The following is a 16072-nucleotide window of genomic DNA, read 5'->3' on the forward strand; positions in this document are numbered from 1 at the left end:
ACCGGCGAGGTTTGCGAGAATGTCCGCTGGCCCGCCGCGTTTCCGTTGCAGGGTCGACGTCGATTCGCAGGAGGACACCATGGGCAAGACCGGCCGCAAGCGCCGCGCTCGTAAGAAGAAGGGCGCGAACCACGGCAAGCGCCCCAACGCCTGAGCGCAGCCACACAGCAGTGAACCCCCGAGCCATCCGGCCGGGGTTCCTTGCTTGAGGGGGCCGGTGCCGGCCCGGGGCGGCTCAGCCCTCGCTGATCCGCACCTGGACCTCGCGCAGCCGGACCAGCACCCGGTCGCGCAACTCCTGCGGCGCGGCCTCCGAGCACGACCGGGCGACGACCGACTTCACGGTCCGCTGCAGGTCGTACTTCTCCAGGCAGGGGTTGCAGCTGTCGAGGTGGTGGCGGACGACCTCGCAGTCGGCCTCGGCCAGCTCGTTGTCGATGAAGTACACGATCTGCTCGAGATAGTCCGCGCACTCGAGCTCGGTGAGCTCGCGCGGGTGCTTGCCGTCGGGGTGGTGCTCGCTCATCGGTCGACTCCCGCCCTGGTCGAGGTGGCCAGCAGGTCGTTGGACCGCACGTAGTCGCTGAGCAGGTCGCGCAGCTGGCGGCGGCCCCGGTGCAGCCGGGACATCACCGTGCCGATCGGAGTTTCCATGATCTCGGCGATCTCCTTGTACGCGAACCCCTCGACGTCGGCGAGGTAGACCGCGAGGCGGAACTCCTCGGGCAGGCGCTGGAGGGCGTCCTTGACCTGGGAGTCGGGGAGGTGCTCGAGCGCCTCGGTCTCGGCGGACTTCAGTCCCGCCGACGAGTGCGACTCGGCACGGGCGAGCTGCCAGTCCTCGACGTCCTCGGACATCGACTGCTGGGGCTGGCGCTGCTTCTTGCGGTAGGTGTTGATGAAGGTGTTGGTGAGGATGCGGTAGAGCCAGGCCTTCAGGTTCGTACCGGGCCGGAACTGGTGGAAGGAGGAGTACGCCTTCGCGAACGTCTCCTGGACCAGGTCCTCGGCGTCCGCGGGGTTGCGGGTCATCCGCATCGCGGCCGAGTAGAGCTGGTCGAGGAAGGGCAGGGCGTCGCGCTCGAACCGGGCGGCCCGGTCGGCGTCACTCTCGGTGGCGACGTCCACCGGCTCGGCGGGGGCGTCCAGATCGGGGCCGGTGAAGTCAGTCATCGCGCCCCAGCGTACGCCGGGAGCTGGCGGGTCCAGGAGTGCCATCACGTGGTGGGGAACGCCTCAGGAGCGCGAGCCATTCCCGCTCGCCTCGCGCACCAGCCACTCCAGGGCCGACTCCACGACGATCTCCATCGCCTCGGCCTCGGAGACCGCGCCGCGGGCGGGCACCGCCAGCCCGTGGTCCGCGCCGGGCACCACGCACATCTCCACGCCGTCCATCAGCTCGGGGAACTCCTCGGGGCGCCCCATCGGGTCCCGCTCCCCTTGCACCAGCAGCGTGGGCACCCCCGCTCCGAGCAGCTCCGGCAGGCGGGACCGCTCGGGCCGCCCGGGCGGGTGCAGCGGGAACGCCAGCGCCAGGCAGCCGGCCGCCCCCGCCGCGACGGCGCACCGCGCCGCCGAGCGCGCACCGGCGGAGCGACCCCCGACGACGAGCGGCAGGCCGTCATCCGCCAGCGCCTCGACCGCGGCGAGCAGCGCGTCGTCCAGGGTCGCGGGCCGGGTGGCGATCCGCCGGCCGGCGACCCGCCACGGCTGCTCGAGCCGGACCACGCTCACGCCCTGGGCGGGCAGGGTCGCGGCCAGCGCGTCCAGGTCCCGGGTCTCGATGCCGTTGCCGGCCCCGTGGCTGAGCAGCAGCGTCGCCATCGGGTCGGCGGCGGCGTCGGTCACCAGGCGCCCGGGCCCGTGCGGGGTGGACAGGGAGCGCTCGACGCTCACTGGACGACCTCCTCGAGCGGCAGCGGCTCGACCAGCTCGGGACCGTTGTTGCGCACGTTGCTGACCGCTGCCGAGACGGCGTACGCCTCCAGCGCCCCGGGCGCGGCCGGGGTGAGCAGGTCCAGCAGCGAGTCCCGGGGCGCCGTCGGGTCCAGCCAGGCCGCCCACCGCTCGGGGGCCACCATCAGCGGCATCCGGTCGTGGATGTGCCCCAGGTCGTCCTCGGCGTCGGTGGTGATCACCGTGCAGGTCCACAGGAACCGCGCCGGGTCGTCCTCGGCCCGGGTCGGGTCGCGCCAGATCTCGTAGAGCCCCGCCATCGCCAGCGAGCCGCCGTCCTTGGGGCGGATGAAGAACGGCTGCTTGAGCGGCTTGCCGCTCTTCCCGGTCTGCGAGGTCGGGTACCACTCGAAGTAGCCGTCGGCCGGCAGCAGGCAGCGGCGCTTGGCGAACGCGCGCTGGTAGGCAGGCTTCTCGGCCACCGTCTCCATCCGCGCGTTGATCATCCGCGAGCCGATGCCCGGATCCTTGGCCCACGACGGCACCAGGCCCCACCGCACGACCCGCAGCTGCCGCTCGGCGGGCTCGGTGCTGTCCCGTCCGCCCGAGCCGGACGGTGGGCGCTCCACGACGGCGTACACGTCCTTGGTGGGCGCGACGTTGTAGTCCGGCTCCAACGGCGCCTCGATCACCGCCTCGGTGACCTCGAACTCCTCGATGAGGTCCTCCGGGCGTCTGCTGGAGGCGTACCGGCCGCACATGGGGTCCAGCCTAGGGGTTGGCGCCCGGCGGTCGGGGGTACGGAACGCCCATGACCGTCAGCAGACTTCTCGCCCGTCCGATGCTCGCCTCGACGTTCGTGATGGGCGGGGTCAAGTCCATCCGGACCCCGGAGGTCACCGCCCCGGCCGCGGCCGTCGTGACCGACAAGGTGGCGCCGCTGATCCGCAAGGCCGGCGTGCCGCTGCCCGAGGACCCCGCGACCCTGGTCCGCATCAACGGCGCGATCCAGCTCGTCGGCGCGCTGGCGCTGGCCACCGGCAAGGCGCCGCGCCTGGGGGCCACCGCGCTCGCGCTCTCGCTGGTGCCGACCACGCTGGCCGGCCACCGGTTCTGGGAGGCTTCCTCGGAGCAGGACAAGGTCGCCCAGCGGACCCAGTTCCTCAAGAACGTCTCGATGCTCGGCGGCCTGGTCATCGCCGCCGGCGACACCAACGCCAAGCCCGGGGTCGCCTGGCGCGCCCGGCGCGCCACCCGCGACGCCCGCCGCGAGGCCCGGCACCTCGCCGGCGCCGCCCGTCGCGAGGCCAAGCTGGCGAAGGCGAAGTTGAGCTGACCCGGCGTCCACCGACCGCCGTGAGCCCGTGGCCTAGGCTGCGGCGGGTGACCAGCGCCCCCGATCCCTGGCCAGCGCCGCGCGCGCACGCACCCGTCGCCGTGACGGTCTCGCTGCCCGGCAGCAAGTCGCTGACGAACCGGGCACTGGTGCTGGCGGCCCTCGCCGAGGAGCCCTCGGTCGTCCGCCGCGCCCTGCGCTCGCGCGACACCCTGCTGATGGCGTCCGCGCTCACCGCGCTCGGCTCGCGGGTGGACACCACCGGGGAGGACTGGCGGGTCACGCCCGCCCCGTTCGCCGGCGACGCGGCCGTGGACTGCGGCCTGGCCGGCACCGTGATGCGATTCGTGCCGCCGGTCGCCGGGCTGTCCACCGGCCGGGTCGGCTTCGACGGCGACCCGCACATGCGCACCCGCCCTGTCGGCGAGGTCCTCGGTGCGCTGCGGACCCTCGGCGTGGACGTGGAGGGCGACGCGCTGCCGTTCACGGTCCGAGGCACCGGGTCGGTGCGGGGCGGGACTGTCGTCGTGGACGCCTCGTCCTCCTCGCAGTTCATCTCCGCGCTGCTGCTGGCGGGCGCTCGGTACGACGAGGGCGTCGACGTCCGCCACGACGGCAAGCCGGTGCCGTCCCTGCCGCACATCGACATGACCGTTGCGATGCTGCGCGAGCACGGCGTCGAGGTCGACGACGGCGGCGCGAACCGCTGGACCGTCGCCCCCGGCCCGGTCCGGCCCGTCGACCACCTGATCGAGCCGGACCTGTCCAACGCCGCTCCGTTCCTGGCCCTGGCCGCCGTCTCCGGCGGCAGCGTCACGGTCCGCGACTGGCCGACCGAGACCACCCAGGCCGGCGACGCGCTGCGCGGCATCCTGGCCGCGATGGGCTGTGTCGTGGAGCGGGTGCCCGAGGGCCTGCGGGTCACCGGGCCCGAGGAGCTCCAGGGCGTCGACGTGGACCTGCACGACGTCGGCGAGCTCGCCCCGGCTGTCGCGGCGCTCTGCGCGCTGGCCGCCACCCCGTCGCACCTGCGCGGCATCGCCCACATCCGCCACCACGAGACCGACCGGCTGGCGGCGCTGGCCCGGGAGCTCGGCGGCCTCGGCGCGGACGTGGTCGAGCACGCCGACGGGCTGAGCCTGCGGCCCGCCGCGCTGCACGGCGGTCTCTTCCACACCTACGCCGACCACCGGATGGCCCACGCCGGCGTGATCGTCGGCGCGGCCGTGGACGGCGTGCTGGTCGAGAACGTCGCCACCACCGCCAAGACCTTCCCCGACTTCCCGGGCACCTGGTCGGGGCTGCTCGGGGCGACGACGAGCTGATGGTGCACTGATGGGCACGGGCCGCTACTCCGACCAGGACGTCGAGCACTACGACCGCCCCCGCCGGCACACCCGGCCGCGGACCAAGGACCGGCCGACCTACGACGACGCCCACGACGGCGTGGTCGTCACCGTGGACCGCGGGCGCTACACGCTGCTGCTCGAGGGCCACGCGGTGACCGCGATGAAGGCCCGGCCACTGGGCCGCAAGGGCGTCGTCGTCGGCGACCGGGTCCGGGTGGTCGGCGACGTCACCGGCGCCGAGGGCTCGCTGGCGCGGATCGTCGAGGTGACCCCGCGGACCACCACGCTGCGGCGTACCGCCGACGACGACGACCCGGTCGAGCGGATCATCGTGGCGAACGCCGAGCAGCTCGTCGTGGTGACGGCACTCGCCGACCCCGACCCCCAGCCCCGGCTCATCGACCGCGCGCTCGTCGCGGCGTACGACGCCGGGATGGCGCCGCTGCTGTGCCTGACCAAGGCCGACCTCGCCGATCCCGAGACCCTGCTGGGGACCTACCGCTCGCTGGGCGTCCCGTGGGTGGTCACCGAGCGCGGCGGCGACCTGGCCGCCATCCGGGAGCGGCTGGCGGGGCGCACCAGCGTCCTGGTCGGCTCCAGCGGCGTCGGCAAGTCCACGCTGGTCAACGCGCTGGTGCCCGCGGCGCACCGCGACGTGGGGGTCGTGAACGCGGTGACCGGCCGCGGCCGGCACACCTCGACGTCGGCCTACATGCTCGCGCTGCCGGACCTCGACGGGTGGATCATCGACACCCCCGGGATCCGCTCCTTCGGGCTCGCCCACGTCCAGCCCGAGCACCTCATCGAGGCCTTCCCGGACCTCGACGAGATGACCGAGGTGTGCCCGCGGGGCTGCACCCACGGGGAGGCCGAGCCGGAGTGCGGTCTCGACGAGGCGGTCGCCCGCGCCGCCGCCGACCCCGAGCGGGTCTCGTCGTTCCGGCGCCTGCTCGCAGCCCGCACCGAGTCGGCGTACTGAGCCCTCCGGGGACGCGGCCTACCGGCCGCCCCAGACCGCCTCGGCACCGGCGTCGCCGGTGAGCACGACCGCGACGATCGTGGCCAGCGCCGCGACCGCCAGCAGCAGCGAGCCCAGCAGCCGCACCGGCCCCTCCAGGTGCCGGTGCGCGAGGCCCACCACCACCGCGAGCACCGCGAAGACCAGCGTCACCCACAGCGCCAGCCCGGCGCGGTCCTCGTGGGTCGCCACGGCCGGCAGCTGGCCCAGCGCCGGGTTCGAGTCCAGCAGGTCCCGCCCGGAGAGGTAGGCGGCGACGACGAAGCCGGCCGCGACCAGGGCGGCGCCGACCATCGGCCAGCGCGCCCACTCCCGCCCGCGGGGAACGACGTACACCAGCGCCAGCAGGCCCGCCAGCGGACCGAGCACGACGGCGCCGTGGATCACCAGCGCGTGCAGCGGAAGTCCATTGATCTCCATAGGTGAACGTTAAACCAAGCGGCTGAACGTAGCCTGTGCCCGTGTCCACCGACTTCACCGACGATCTGCGCCTCGCCCACGTCCTCGCCGACGACGCCGACTCGCTCACCACGGGGCGGTTCAAGGCGCTCGACCTGCACGTGATGAGCAAGCCCGACCTCACTCCGGTGACCGACGCCGACCAGGCCGTCGAGGAGGGCATCCGCCGCACGCTGTCGCGGGTCCGCTCCCGCGACGCCGTCACCGGCGAGGAGCAGGGCTCGACCGGCCACAGCCAGCGGCGCTGGGTGGTCGACCCGATCGACGGCACCAAGAACTTCGTGCGCGGCGTGCCGGTCTGGGCGACGCTGATCTCGCTGGTCGTCGACGACGAGGTCGTGCTCGGCGTGGTCTCGGCCCCGCAGCTGCAGCGGCGCTGGTGGGCCTCGAAGGGCAACGGCGCCTGGACCGGGCGGTCCCTGCTCAAGGCGACGGCCTGCCACGTCTCCGACGTACGCCGTCTCGAGGACGCCTCGCTGTCCTACTCCTCGCTGTCCGGGTGGGAGGACCGCGGCCAGCTCGACGACTTCCTGGCACTGACCCGCCGCTGCTGGCGCACGCGCGCGTACGGCGACTTCTGGTCCTACATGCTGCTCGCCGAGGGGGCCGTCGACCTGGCCGCCGAGCCGGAGCTCGAGGTCTACGACATGGCCGCGCTGGACGTGATCGTGCGCGAGGCCGGTGGCCGGTTCACCTCCCTCGACGGCGCCGACGGCCCGTGGGGCGGCAACGCGATCGCGTCCAACGGGCACCTCCACGAGGCGGCGCTGGCGTTCCTGGCCTCGATGCCGCACGACGAGGACGATCCGGACTCGCGCAGCCACGGCCCCGGCTCGGTCTCCCAGCTGCGCCCGAGCCGGCCGCGGGAGGACTGAACCGCTGCGGAAGGGGTCTGGCCAGCGTCGCCACCCGGCGCTACGGTCGGGCCAACGGCGACCTGCGCACGGTCCCGAGCCCGGAGGAGCGGCGATGCACATCGAGGACGTCCTGCATGCCAAGGCCGCGACCGAGGTCGTCACGGTGGGCCCCGAGACCGGCGTCCGCGAGCTGCTCGCCGTGCTCGCCGAGCGCAACATCGGCGCGGTCGTGGTCAGCTCCCCGGCCGACGCCATCGCCGGCATCGTCAGCGAGCGCGACGTCGTACGCCGGCTGCACCTCGACGGCACAGTCCTGAACAACACAGTCGGCGCGATCATGACCAGCAGCGTCGAGACCTGCGCACCCCGCGACGACCTCGACGCGGTGCTCCAGACCATGACCGAGCGCCGGGTCCGCCACCTCCCGGTCGTCGACGGCGGCGGCCTCGTCGGCATCGTCAGCATCGGCGACCTGGTCAAGCACAAGATCGGGCAGCTGCAGTTCGAGCGCGACCAGCTCGACAGCTACCTCCACCAGACCTGAGGCCCCGGCCCCGCCCCCGGGCCGGCCCAGACCGGGCGGCCCTAGGCTGGTCGCATGGACAAGCCCGAGATCGACTTCCCTGACTTCGAAGCCCCGACCGACCTGGTCGTCACCGACATCACCGTGGGCGAGGGCCCCGAGGCCACCGCCGGCCAGACCGTATCGGTCCACTACGTCGGCGTCGCGCACTCCACCGGCGAGCAGTTCGACGCCTCCTACGACCGCGGCCAGCCGCTGCGCTTCCGGCTCGGCGCCGGCCAGGTCATCGCCGGCTGGGACACCGGCGTGCAGGGCATGAAGGTCGGCGGCCGCCGCCAGCTCGTGATCCCGCCGCACCTCGCGTACGGCGACCGCGGCGCCCCGGGCGCCATCAAGCCCGGCGAGACCCTGATCTTCGTCGTGGACCTGCTCGGCGTCTCCTGATGTTTCTCGGCCCGGCGCGCGCAGGCGCGCCGGGTCACCAGGGCAGGTTGTCGGGCGCCGACTCGTCGGAGACCCGCGCCGCCTGCGGGCCGAGCGTGACGACGTCGCCCTTGGCCAGCTGACGCCCGCGACGGGTCTCCACCTCGCCGTTGACCAGGACCCGGCCCTCCGCGATCAGCGGCTTGGCCTCCGCCCCCGACTCCACCAGGTTGGCGAGCTTGAGGAACTGGCCGAGTCGGATCGACTCGTCGCGGATGGGGACGTCGAACGGCTCGGGGGTCACGCCCCCATCCTCTCGCACGCCCACCGCGGGAGCACCCTCGCGGCCCCGGCCCGGCCCTGGCCAGCGGTGACCTGGCCACCGTTTCCGCGCCTCGAACCGTGGCAGGCTCACCGCTGAGCACGCGCCCGGGCCATGCCGGGCGCGCTCAGGACACCTAGTGGACCAGCACGCTGATGGTGTGGATCAGCACCCCGACCAGCCCGCCCACGATCGTGCCGTTGATCCGGATGAACTGCAGGTCGCGGCCGACGTGCAGCTCGATGCGGCGCGCCGCCTCCTTGCCGTCCCAGCGCTCGATGGTGTGGGTGATGACAGCGGTCACCTCCTCGCCGTACCGCTCGACGGCGAAGACGGCCGCGTCGGCACCGAGGCCGTCGAGCCGGTCGCGCAGCGACTTCTCGGCGACCAGGCGGCGGGCGAAGGACTGCAGCTCGACCAGCGCGCGGCTGCGGACCATGCCCTCGGGGTCGGCCAGCGACGTGGTGAGGGCGCGGCGCAGGGCGTTCCACAGCGAGACGGCGGAGGCGATGACCTGCGGGTGGTCGAGCAGCCGCTCCTTGAGCCGCTCGGTGCGCTCCTGAGTCTCGGGGTCCTCGAGCAGGTCGCGGGCCAGCTGCTCCAGCATCGAGTCCAGGGCCTGCCGGGCCTGGTGGCGCGGGTCGTCGCGGATGTCGCGCACCCACCGGACCAGCTCCACGTGGATCCGGGCGGCCACCCGGTCGTTGAGGACCGGCGGGGTCCACCACGGCGCCCGCTCCCCCAGCACCTCGATGACCGTGTCGGGGTTGTCGACCAGCCAGTCGTGCAGCTCGGAGAGCGTCAGGTCGACCAGACCCTGGTGCAGGTTGTCGTGCAGCGTCTCCGAGAGCAGGCTGCCCAGCAGCGGCGCGATCGGCTCCTCGTGGAAGCGCGGCACCAGCGCGTCGCGCACCAGGGACTCCACGTGCTCGTCGCGCACCCGGCGCAGCGCGGCCGAGACGACCACCGCGGCCTCGTCGACGACCCGGCGGGCATGGTCCGGGTCCTCGAGCCAGCGGCCGACCCGCAGCGAGGGCTCCGCGGCCAGCACCCGCTCGCGGATGATGTCCTCGTGCAGGAAGTTCTCGCCCACGAACTCCTGCAGCCCCTGCCCGAGCTGGTCCTTGCGCTTGGGGATCAGCGCGGTGTGCGGGATCGGCAGGCCGAGGGGGTGGCGGAACAGCGCGGTCACCGCGAACCAGTCAGCGATCGCGCCCACCATCGACGCCTCGGCGCCGGCGTTGACGAACCCGAGGAAGCCGTCCTCCCCCAGCGTCACGGCGTACACGGCGGCCGCGAAGAGCAGCAGTGAGACCGCCACCGTCCGCATCTGTCGCAGCGCCCGCCGGCGCACCTCGTCGGCTGCCGGGTCCCCGGTGATCATGTCGATGGTCGCCACGCGGTGATTCTTGCCGACGCCCGGTTGGTGCCAGAATCTCCCGCATGTCGCGCACCGTGATCACCTTCGGCACCTTCGACGTCTTCCACGTCGGGCACCTCAAGGTGATCGAGCGAGCCGCCGCGCTGGGCGACCGGCTCGTCGTCGGGGTCTCCGCCGACGCGCTCAACCTGCGCAAGAAGGGTCGCGAGCCGGTCTTCAGCCAGGCCGAGCGGCTGGCGATCGTCGCGGCGCTGAAGCCGGTCGACGAGGTGTTCGTCGAGGAGAGCCTCGAGCTCAAGCGCGACTACATCACCAAGTACGCCGCGGACGTGCTGGTCATGGGTGACGACTGGGCCGGCCGGTTCGACGAGTTCCGCGACATCTGCGAGGTCGTCTACCTCACCCGTACGCCGGCGATCTCGACCACGGCCCTGATCGAGAAGATCTCGGCGACGTTCTGATCTGGCTGACCCGGGCTGATCCGGGCTGACCTGCCCCCTCCCGGGGGCGCGCCGGGCGGGCCGGTGTCTTGGGATCGGGCCGCCGCCGGTGGCAGGATGCCAGGCGGACAGCGGCGCCGGGCTCGGGGCCGACCGCACCACGCAGAGGAACCTCACGCATGCGCCGCACCGCAGCCGCCGTCCTGGTCGCGCTGACCGCCGCCAGCCTGCTGCCGCTGACCGCCGCGGGCTCCGCGAGTGCAGCAGAGCCGGGCCTCACGCCGATCGGCACCGTCGCCGCGCTCGATCCCGTCACCCCGACCGAGCCGCCCGCGACCGTCCCGGCTGGCGTGCCGGCGCAGCTGCCGACCGAGGCCGTGCCCGACGTACCGGTGACCGCTGCCGAGGCCCAGACCGCGCTGGAGACCGCGACCGAGCTGATCGAGGGCGAGGCGGTCGCCGCCGCCGAAGACGGGCCCGTGGCCGCCACGCCGGTCGAGGCCTCGCTGGTGATGCGTGACCTGTTCGCCGCCGTCCCGCTGCTGCGCGGCAAGGACCGGGCCCGCGCCGAGGCGATCCTTGCCCGCCCCACCGACGGAGCCGGGGACCCCCAGCGGTTCGGCTACACGGTGCCGTCCTCCCGCTCGTGCAGCGCCGCCTTCTGCGTGCACTACGTCACCTCGACCGCCGACGCCCCGCCGAGCCCCGCCTGGGTCCAGAGCACGCTGAGCACAATGGGCCAGGTCGACCAGTTCGTGACCGGCACCCTGGGCTACCGGCGCCCGCTCACCGACGAGGTGCTGGCCAACGACGGCGGCGACGCCCGGTTCGACGTCTACCTCAAGGACCTCGGCAGCAGCGGCATCTACGGCTACTGCGCCCAGGAGGCCCGCCGGGGCTCGCAGGCCATCGCCTACTGCGTGCTCGACAACGACTTCGCGACCTGGCAGTACGGCGGCAACCCCGCCGAGGTGCTCAAGGTGACAGCTGTCCACGAGTACTTCCACGCCGTCCAGTACGCCTACGACGCGCTCGAGGACCGCTGGATGCTGGAGTCCACCGCCGCCTGGGTCGAGGAGCGGTTCGCCGACGCGATCAACGACAACCGGCAGTACCTGCGCTTCAGCCAGGTCCGCCGTCCCGGGCAGGCGCTCGACACCTGGTCGCGCTACGGCGGCTTCAACCAGTACGGCAACTGGGCGTTCTGGGAGCACCTGAGCCAGAAGCACGGCCGCGGCATCGTGCGCAAGGTCTGGGAGCGGGCCACCCCGACCGCGACCCGCAACCTGTACTCGGTGCGGGCCATCGACGCCGCACTGGCCAAGAAGGGCGGCATCGCGAAGGCGTACCGGAGCTTCGTGTCGGCCAACCTGACGCCCGCCCGGTCCTACCGCGAGGGATCGGCCTGGCCGTCCCCCAAGGCGTCCGCGACCCGGCGCCTGACCGCCAAGCGGAAGTCCGCCGCGGTCAAGGTCCGGGTCAACCACCTGGCCTCAGCCAACGTCCGGGTGAAGCCGGCGGCGAGCCTGCGCGGCAAGCGGTGGGCGCTGAAGGTGCGCGTCGACGGCCCCGGCCGCGCCGCGGCCCCGAGCGCCGTGGTGCTGGTGAAGAAGCGCGGCGGCGGGGTCGCCCGCAAGGTCGTCAGGCTGAACAAGAAGGGCACCGGCACCGCCCGGGTGGCCTTCGGCCGCGGGCAGGTCAAGGGCGTCACCGTGGCCCTGGTGAACGCCTCGACCCGCTACCGCTGCGGAGCCCTGGACGCCGCCACCGCATCCCGCCTCTACAGCTGCCTGGGCGCGCCCCGCGACGACCGGGCGAAGTTCCGCCTCGGCGTCACCGCCGTACGCCGCTGACGCGGCGGCCGTCGCGGGCGTGACCAGGTCGACCTGAACGAGGTTCACGGTGGAGCACCGTCGACCTCGGCCCCCTCGCCGACCTGCCACGGCGTGCCGTCGACGTCGACCTCGTTGCCGGCGACCTCGATGTCGCTCCCGGCCTGGACGTCGATCCCGTTCCCGGCGCCGGTGAGCCGGTTGTCGGCGATGAGCACGTCGGTGGCGGCGCCGGCGCCCCGGCCGTCCGCGCCGTCGTCCTCGGCCACCAGGATCGCCCAGAAGTCCCCGTCGTCGCCGGTGACCGTGTTGTCGCGGACCACCGTCCCCGGTGCGTTGCGCAGCTCGATGCCCGCCACGGAGTCGTCGCGCCCGACGATCTCGTTGCCCTCGACGAGGGTGTCGGGGGTGCCGAGGATGACCAGCACACCCCGCTCGTTGCCGACCAGGCGGTTGCCGTGGACCCAGTTCCCCTCGCCGCTGGCGTCGTGCGGGTTCTCCTCGCCGCCGGAGTTGCCCAGCGCGACCGCGGCGGCATCGACACCGGTGACCGTGTTGTCGCGGATCTCGTTGAGGTACTCGCCCTCGCCGTGCAGGTCGATGGCGTCCAGGACGCCTCCGTCGATGACGTTGTCGGCGACCAGGTTGTGGTGGGTGGGGAATTGCAGCAGGACGCCGTGGCGCAGGTGGGTGCCGTCCAGCCGGTTGCCCACGACCACGTTGTGCCGCGAGTCGTTGCCCGCGTCGGGGTCGCGCTGGTCCGCCCTGCCCTCGACCGCGATGCCGTAGCCGGACCCTCCGGGACCGACGCTGGTCGCGTCGGCGACCCGGCAGCCGGTCACGGTCACCTGACGACTGGCCTTGACCGTGATGCCGTGACGCTGGAACCGCTCGACGGAGACGTCCTCGACGAGCACCCGCCGGCTGCCCTCGCCGTCGTCCTCGCCGATCTGCACGCCGTACATCGGGCCTCCCCCGGGCCCCTCCTCGTCGGGGTCGGTGCCGAGCTCCCCGTCGTACGCCGAGGTGATCGTGAGGCCGCTGACGGCGGCGTTCTCGACGCCCTCACCGCGCACGACGGCGCTGTCGTCCTCCCCGTCGAACGACGTACGGAGCACCGTCGCCCCGGGCCCGGCACCCCGCAGCCACACGTCGTCGGCGAGCAGCAGGTTCGCGTCCCCGTCGTCGGGGTCGGCGGACCTCAGGTCGTAGACCCCGGCAGGGAGGACCACCTCGTCGCCCGCCCGCGCGGCGGCCAGTGCCTCCCGGATGGCGGGAGCGTCGTCCCCTGTCCCGGGCTCCGGGTCGGCCCCCAGGTCCGTGACGTCGTGGGACGTCCCGGTGGGCCGGGCCGGCACGGGCACCTCGACGGGAGTCCCCTCGTCGTCGACCAGGCCGGCCCTGGGCTCGACCCGGGAGGCGCCGGTCGGCTCGGGCGTGGCACGCGGCGATGCGGGACCGTCCCCGGTGCAGGCGGCCAATGGGACCGCAAGCAGCGAGACGACGATCCCGCACCGCCGAAGGGTCGACACCCGGCGCCCCGGGTGCCTGCGCTACCTCCTCCGCACCCGGACCACCAGCGTCCTGGTGGCACGCTTGGACTCCTCCGAGCCGGTGTAGACGAGCCGCAGCCGGTGGGTGCCGGCCTTGAGCCTGGAGATCCGCACCCGCGCGATGCCCCGGTTGTTGAGGGTGTCGCGGCCGATCACCGCGCCGCGCCTCTTGACCAGGACCCTGCCCGTGGCGGGCTCCCCGCCGGAGACGACCCGGAAGGTGATGCGGGCCCGGCGGTTCGGCGTCAGGGGCTTCGGGCGCACGGTCGGCTTCTGGATCCGCGAGTTCGCCTTGGTGATCTTGCCGATCTCCACCGGCACCGTCTGCCTCAGCGGGGTGCTCTCCGAGGATCCGCCGACGGACACGGTGAAGGAGCCCTTCGGCGTCCGCCACTCCCCGTCCGCCCACTTCCTCAGGTCGTCGGGGTCGTCGGGGTGGAAGTAGGAGAGCGGGTGGTTGGCGGCGTCGGCATCGAGGACGACCGAGACGCGCCTGCTCTCGCCGGGGGCGAGGTTGACCTTCTCGAAGCCGACCAGGCGGTTGAAGTCCTCGCGGGCCTCCCGCGGGAGCCTCAGGTAGACCTGCGAGGCCTCCTTGCCGGCGACGTTGCCGGTGTTGGTCACCGTGTAGCTGACCCGCAGACCGGTCTGCCGCCTGTTCCGACGAACCTCCGCCACGTCGAGGTTGCTGTAGCCGAAGGTCGTGTAGGACTGGCCGTAGCCGAACGGGAACAGCGGTTGGGTGCCGGTCGCCTGGTACCACCGATAGCCCATCTTCAGGCCCTCGGTGTAGCGGACGACCCGCTGCGGCTCGCCGGGGATCGGGTCACGGCCGATGCCACCGGGCACCCCCGTGTCCTCCTTGTAGCCCGGGTACTGCTCCTGGGTCTGGTAGGCCGCCTCCCGGTCGGTCTTCCCGAAGGTCACCGGCAGCTTGCCCGAGAAGTTGTTGACCCCGAACAGGGCCTCCGCCACGACGTTGCCGTCCTCCTGGCCCGGATACCAGGCCTCCACCAGGGTGTCGACCTTGTCGATCCACGGCATGTTCACCTGACCCTGCGTCTTCAGCACCGTGACGGTGTTCGGGACGGCGTCGAGCACGGCCGGGGCCAGCTGCTGCTGGTTGGTCCCCGTCACCGTCGGCAGGTCCAGGTCCGGCACCTCGTTGCCGGCTCCGGAGGTCCCACCGCTGGGGTTCTCGTCCTGCCAGTTGCTGTTCTTGTCCCACGTCTCGCGGGCGACGTCACCGAGCATCAGGATGGTCACGTCGGACCTCTCGGCCAGCGCGACGGCGCTGTCGATGTCGTTGCCGTTGTTGTAGGTGACCGTGGCATCGGAGCCGAGCGAGCCGAGGACGTTCTGCAGGCCCTGCCTGGGAGTGACCTCGTACGGCGCGTTGACCGAGACGTTGTTGTTGCGGTCGCCGCTGCGCGGCGGCAGCGTGGCCTCGCCGGCGAACCACCTGGCGCCGATCAGCGCCACCGAGTCGATCGCCTCGGCGTTGAGCGGAAGGATCCGGCGCTCGTTGCGCAGCAGCACCAGGCTCTCCTCGGCAGCGTCCTTGGCGACCTGGGCGTGGGTGCCGCCCGGGACGATCTCGTCCTCGAGCTGGTCCCAGGTGAACTCCGTGTGCGGGTCGTCGAAGTCGCCGTACTCGAACATCTTGATGTAGCGCTCGCGCAGCATGTCGTCGATGTCGGCCTCGGTGACCTCACCGTTCCTGATCGCGGCCTTCACCAGGTCGGGCTGGTACCACTCCGGCGCCTCGTCGACCTCGACGTCGGTGCCGGCGAGGATCGAGGGCACCGTGCTCTGCTGGGCGCGCCGGTCGGAGAAGACGTATCCGTCGAAGCCCCACTTCTGGCGCAGGGTCTCGCGCAGCAGGGGCTTGCTGTCGCAGTTGTAGCTGAAGTTCACGTAGCCGTAGGCGCACATCACCGAGGCGACGTCGGCGTCCTTGACGGCCATCTCGAAGGGCAGCAGGTAGAGCTCGTGCATCGCCCGCGAGGGGACCCGGATGGCCGCGGTCCACCGCTCGAACTGGAACTCCGAGTCGTTGGCGACGAAGTGCTTGGCAGTCGCCTGGCTCACCCTGCGCTCCTGGATGCCGCGGATGATCTGCGACCCGAGCGCGCCGGTCAGGTACGGGTCCTCGCTGAAGAACTCGTTGTTGCGCCCGCCGTACGGCGTGCGGATCAGGTTCAGCACCGGCCCCCACAGCACCTGGTGCGCCCAGGCCCGCAGCTCCACGTCGAGCACCCGCCCCCAGTTCAGGTTCATCTCGCGGTTGAACGTCGCCGCCGAGGAGATCTGGGCCGGCAGCGCGGTAGCGGTCGGCTCGGGGAGGCAGTCGCCGCCCCGGATGCCGGTGCCGCCGTTGGCCATCCGGAAGTCGGGGATCGCCAGCTCGGGGATGCCCTCGATGTGGCGGCCGATCAGTGTGAAGTCGCAGCCCACGCCGTTGTCCGGGTCCCCGTCGTCGAGGTCCTCGTTGTAGACGGGGCGGTTGAAGATCTGCTCGAGCTTCTGGTCCAGGGTCATCGCGTCGATCAGCAGATCGGCTCGTCGCTCCGCTGGAAGGCTGGTGTTCATCCACGGCAGCTCCTCCTGCGCCGCGGATGGTTGCTGGACGCCGACGGTGGCCCGAGGGTCGCCACCGTGACGGCGATTGCGGTGATGGCGC

At 72.8% G+C, this 16072-nt stretch carries 18 protein-coding genes; 9 read left to right on the forward strand and 9 right to left on the reverse strand.

The features are described 5' to 3' along the window. Positions 1-79 precede the first annotated feature (79 nt). Positions 80-154 carry a 50S ribosomal protein bL37 gene (locus tag EBO35_RS20370; protein ID WP_369759046.1) on the forward strand — a complete coding sequence of 25 codons (75 nt, stop codon included), beginning with the start codon at positions 80-82 and terminating at the stop codon, positions 152-154. A gap of 81 nt (positions 155-235) precedes the next feature. Here the strand turns inward: EBO35_RS20370 and rsrA are convergent, their stop codons facing one another. The 4 genes from rsrA to EBO35_RS13840 all read right to left on the reverse strand — a co-directional run bounded on the left by rsrA (position 236) and on the right by EBO35_RS13840 (position 2657). Continuing rightward, a complete protein-coding gene (rsrA, locus tag EBO35_RS13825) occupies positions 236-526 on the reverse strand; it encodes a mycothiol system anti-sigma-R factor (RefSeq protein ID WP_122818218.1) in 291 nt (96 codons plus the stop codon). After that, positions 523-1173: a sigma-70 family RNA polymerase sigma factor gene (locus EBO35_RS13830; protein WP_122818219.1), complete on the reverse strand. Its 651-nt coding sequence runs from the start codon at positions 1171-1173 to the stop codon at positions 523-525. Before EBO35_RS13830 ends, rsrA begins: the two co-directional genes overlap by 4 nt. Before the next feature lie 63 nt (positions 1174-1236). Beyond that, on the reverse strand, positions 1237-1896 hold the full coding sequence (locus EBO35_RS13835) for an alpha/beta hydrolase family protein (protein ID WP_122818220.1): 660 nt from the start codon (positions 1894-1896) through the stop codon (positions 1237-1239). Beyond that, on the reverse strand, positions 1893-2657 hold the full coding sequence (locus EBO35_RS13840; RefSeq protein ID WP_122818221.1) for an SOS response-associated peptidase: 765 nt from the start codon (positions 2655-2657) through the stop codon (positions 1893-1895). The genes EBO35_RS13835 and EBO35_RS13840 overlap by 4 nt, the downstream gene beginning before the upstream one ends. Before the next feature lie 50 nt (positions 2658-2707). On the opposite strand from EBO35_RS13840, the gene EBO35_RS13845 reads away from it, so the two are divergent. From EBO35_RS13845 to rsgA, 3 genes are read left to right on the forward strand one after another with little or no spacing between them, the layout of a single operon-like run. Continuing rightward, positions 2708-3232, forward strand: coding sequence for a DoxX family protein (locus EBO35_RS13845; RefSeq protein WP_122818222.1), 525 nt, complete (start codon positions 2708-2710; stop codon positions 3230-3232). A 47-nt stretch (positions 3233-3279) separates the two neighbouring features. Next, entirely contained in the window at positions 3280-4557 is a 1278-nt protein-coding gene (gene aroA / locus EBO35_RS13850; RefSeq protein WP_122818223.1) for a 3-phosphoshikimate 1-carboxyvinyltransferase, read from the forward strand. 10 nt (positions 4558-4567) lie between these two features. After that, positions 4568-5560: a ribosome small subunit-dependent GTPase A gene (rsgA, locus tag EBO35_RS13855; RefSeq protein WP_122818224.1), complete on the forward strand. Its 993-nt coding sequence runs from the start codon at positions 4568-4570 to the stop codon at positions 5558-5560. Positions 5561-5578: 18 nt separating this feature from the next. On the opposite strand, the gene EBO35_RS13860 is transcribed toward rsgA, so the two are convergent. Beyond that, positions 5579-6019, reverse strand: coding sequence for a DUF2231 domain-containing protein (locus EBO35_RS13860; RefSeq protein ID WP_122818225.1), 441 nt, complete (start codon positions 6017-6019; stop codon positions 5579-5581). A gap of 35 nt (positions 6020-6054) precedes the next feature. Between EBO35_RS13860 and EBO35_RS13865 the strand changes: the two genes are divergently transcribed. The 3 genes from EBO35_RS13865 (at position 6055) to EBO35_RS13875 (ending at position 7882) form a co-directional block, all read left to right on the forward strand. Beyond that, positions 6055-6933 carry an inositol monophosphatase family protein gene (locus EBO35_RS13865; protein ID WP_122818226.1) on the forward strand — a complete coding sequence of 293 codons (879 nt, stop codon included), beginning with the start codon at positions 6055-6057 and terminating at the stop codon, positions 6931-6933. 94 nt (positions 6934-7027) lie between these two features. Beyond that, complete coding sequence (locus EBO35_RS13870) at positions 7028-7459, forward strand: CBS domain-containing protein (protein WP_122818227.1); 432 nt, start codon at positions 7028-7030, stop codon at positions 7457-7459. 54 nt (positions 7460-7513) lie between these two features. After that, positions 7514-7882, forward strand: coding sequence for an FKBP-type peptidyl-prolyl cis-trans isomerase (locus tag EBO35_RS13875; protein ID WP_122818228.1), 369 nt, complete (start codon positions 7514-7516; stop codon positions 7880-7882). A 34-nt stretch (positions 7883-7916) separates the two neighbouring features. On the opposite strand, the gene EBO35_RS13880 is transcribed toward EBO35_RS13875, so the two are convergent. Beyond that, positions 7917-8165: an RNA-binding S4 domain-containing protein gene (locus EBO35_RS13880; protein ID WP_122818229.1), complete on the reverse strand. Its 249-nt coding sequence runs from the start codon at positions 8163-8165 to the stop codon at positions 7917-7919. A gap of 154 nt (positions 8166-8319) precedes the next feature. After that, complete coding sequence (locus tag EBO35_RS13885) at positions 8320-9582, reverse strand: DUF445 domain-containing protein (protein ID WP_122818230.1); 1263 nt, start codon at positions 9580-9582, stop codon at positions 8320-8322. Positions 9583-9626: 44 nt separating this feature from the next. Here EBO35_RS13885 and EBO35_RS13890 point away from each other — a divergent pair, with 44 nt between their 5' ends. Together EBO35_RS13890 and EBO35_RS13895 are read left to right on the forward strand one after the other, a co-directional pair. Next, positions 9627-10025: an adenylyltransferase/cytidyltransferase family protein gene (locus EBO35_RS13890; RefSeq protein ID WP_122818231.1), complete on the forward strand. Its 399-nt coding sequence runs from the start codon at positions 9627-9629 to the stop codon at positions 10023-10025. A 158-nt stretch (positions 10026-10183) separates the two neighbouring features. After that, positions 10184-11857, forward strand: coding sequence for an MXAN_6640 family putative metalloprotease (locus tag EBO35_RS13895; RefSeq protein WP_122818232.1), 1674 nt, complete (start codon positions 10184-10186; stop codon positions 11855-11857). A 44-nt stretch (positions 11858-11901) separates the two neighbouring features. On the opposite strand, the gene EBO35_RS13900 is transcribed toward EBO35_RS13895, so the two are convergent. Together EBO35_RS13900 and EBO35_RS13905 are read right to left on the reverse strand one after the other, a co-directional pair. Further along, positions 11902-13368 carry a right-handed parallel beta-helix repeat-containing protein gene (locus EBO35_RS13900; protein ID WP_122818233.1) on the reverse strand — a complete coding sequence of 489 codons (1467 nt, stop codon included), beginning with the start codon at positions 13366-13368 and terminating at the stop codon, positions 11902-11904. Positions 13369-13389: 21 nt separating this feature from the next. Beyond that, positions 13390-15981: a glycoside hydrolase family 3 C-terminal domain-containing protein gene (locus EBO35_RS13905; protein WP_122818234.1), complete on the reverse strand. Its 2592-nt coding sequence runs from the start codon at positions 15979-15981 to the stop codon at positions 13390-13392. Positions 15982-16072 lie beyond the last annotated feature (91 nt).

Source organism: Nocardioides pantholopis, from assembly GCF_003710085.1.
Lineage (GTDB): Bacteria > Actinomycetota > Actinomycetes > Propionibacteriales > Nocardioidaceae > Nocardioides > Nocardioides pantholopis.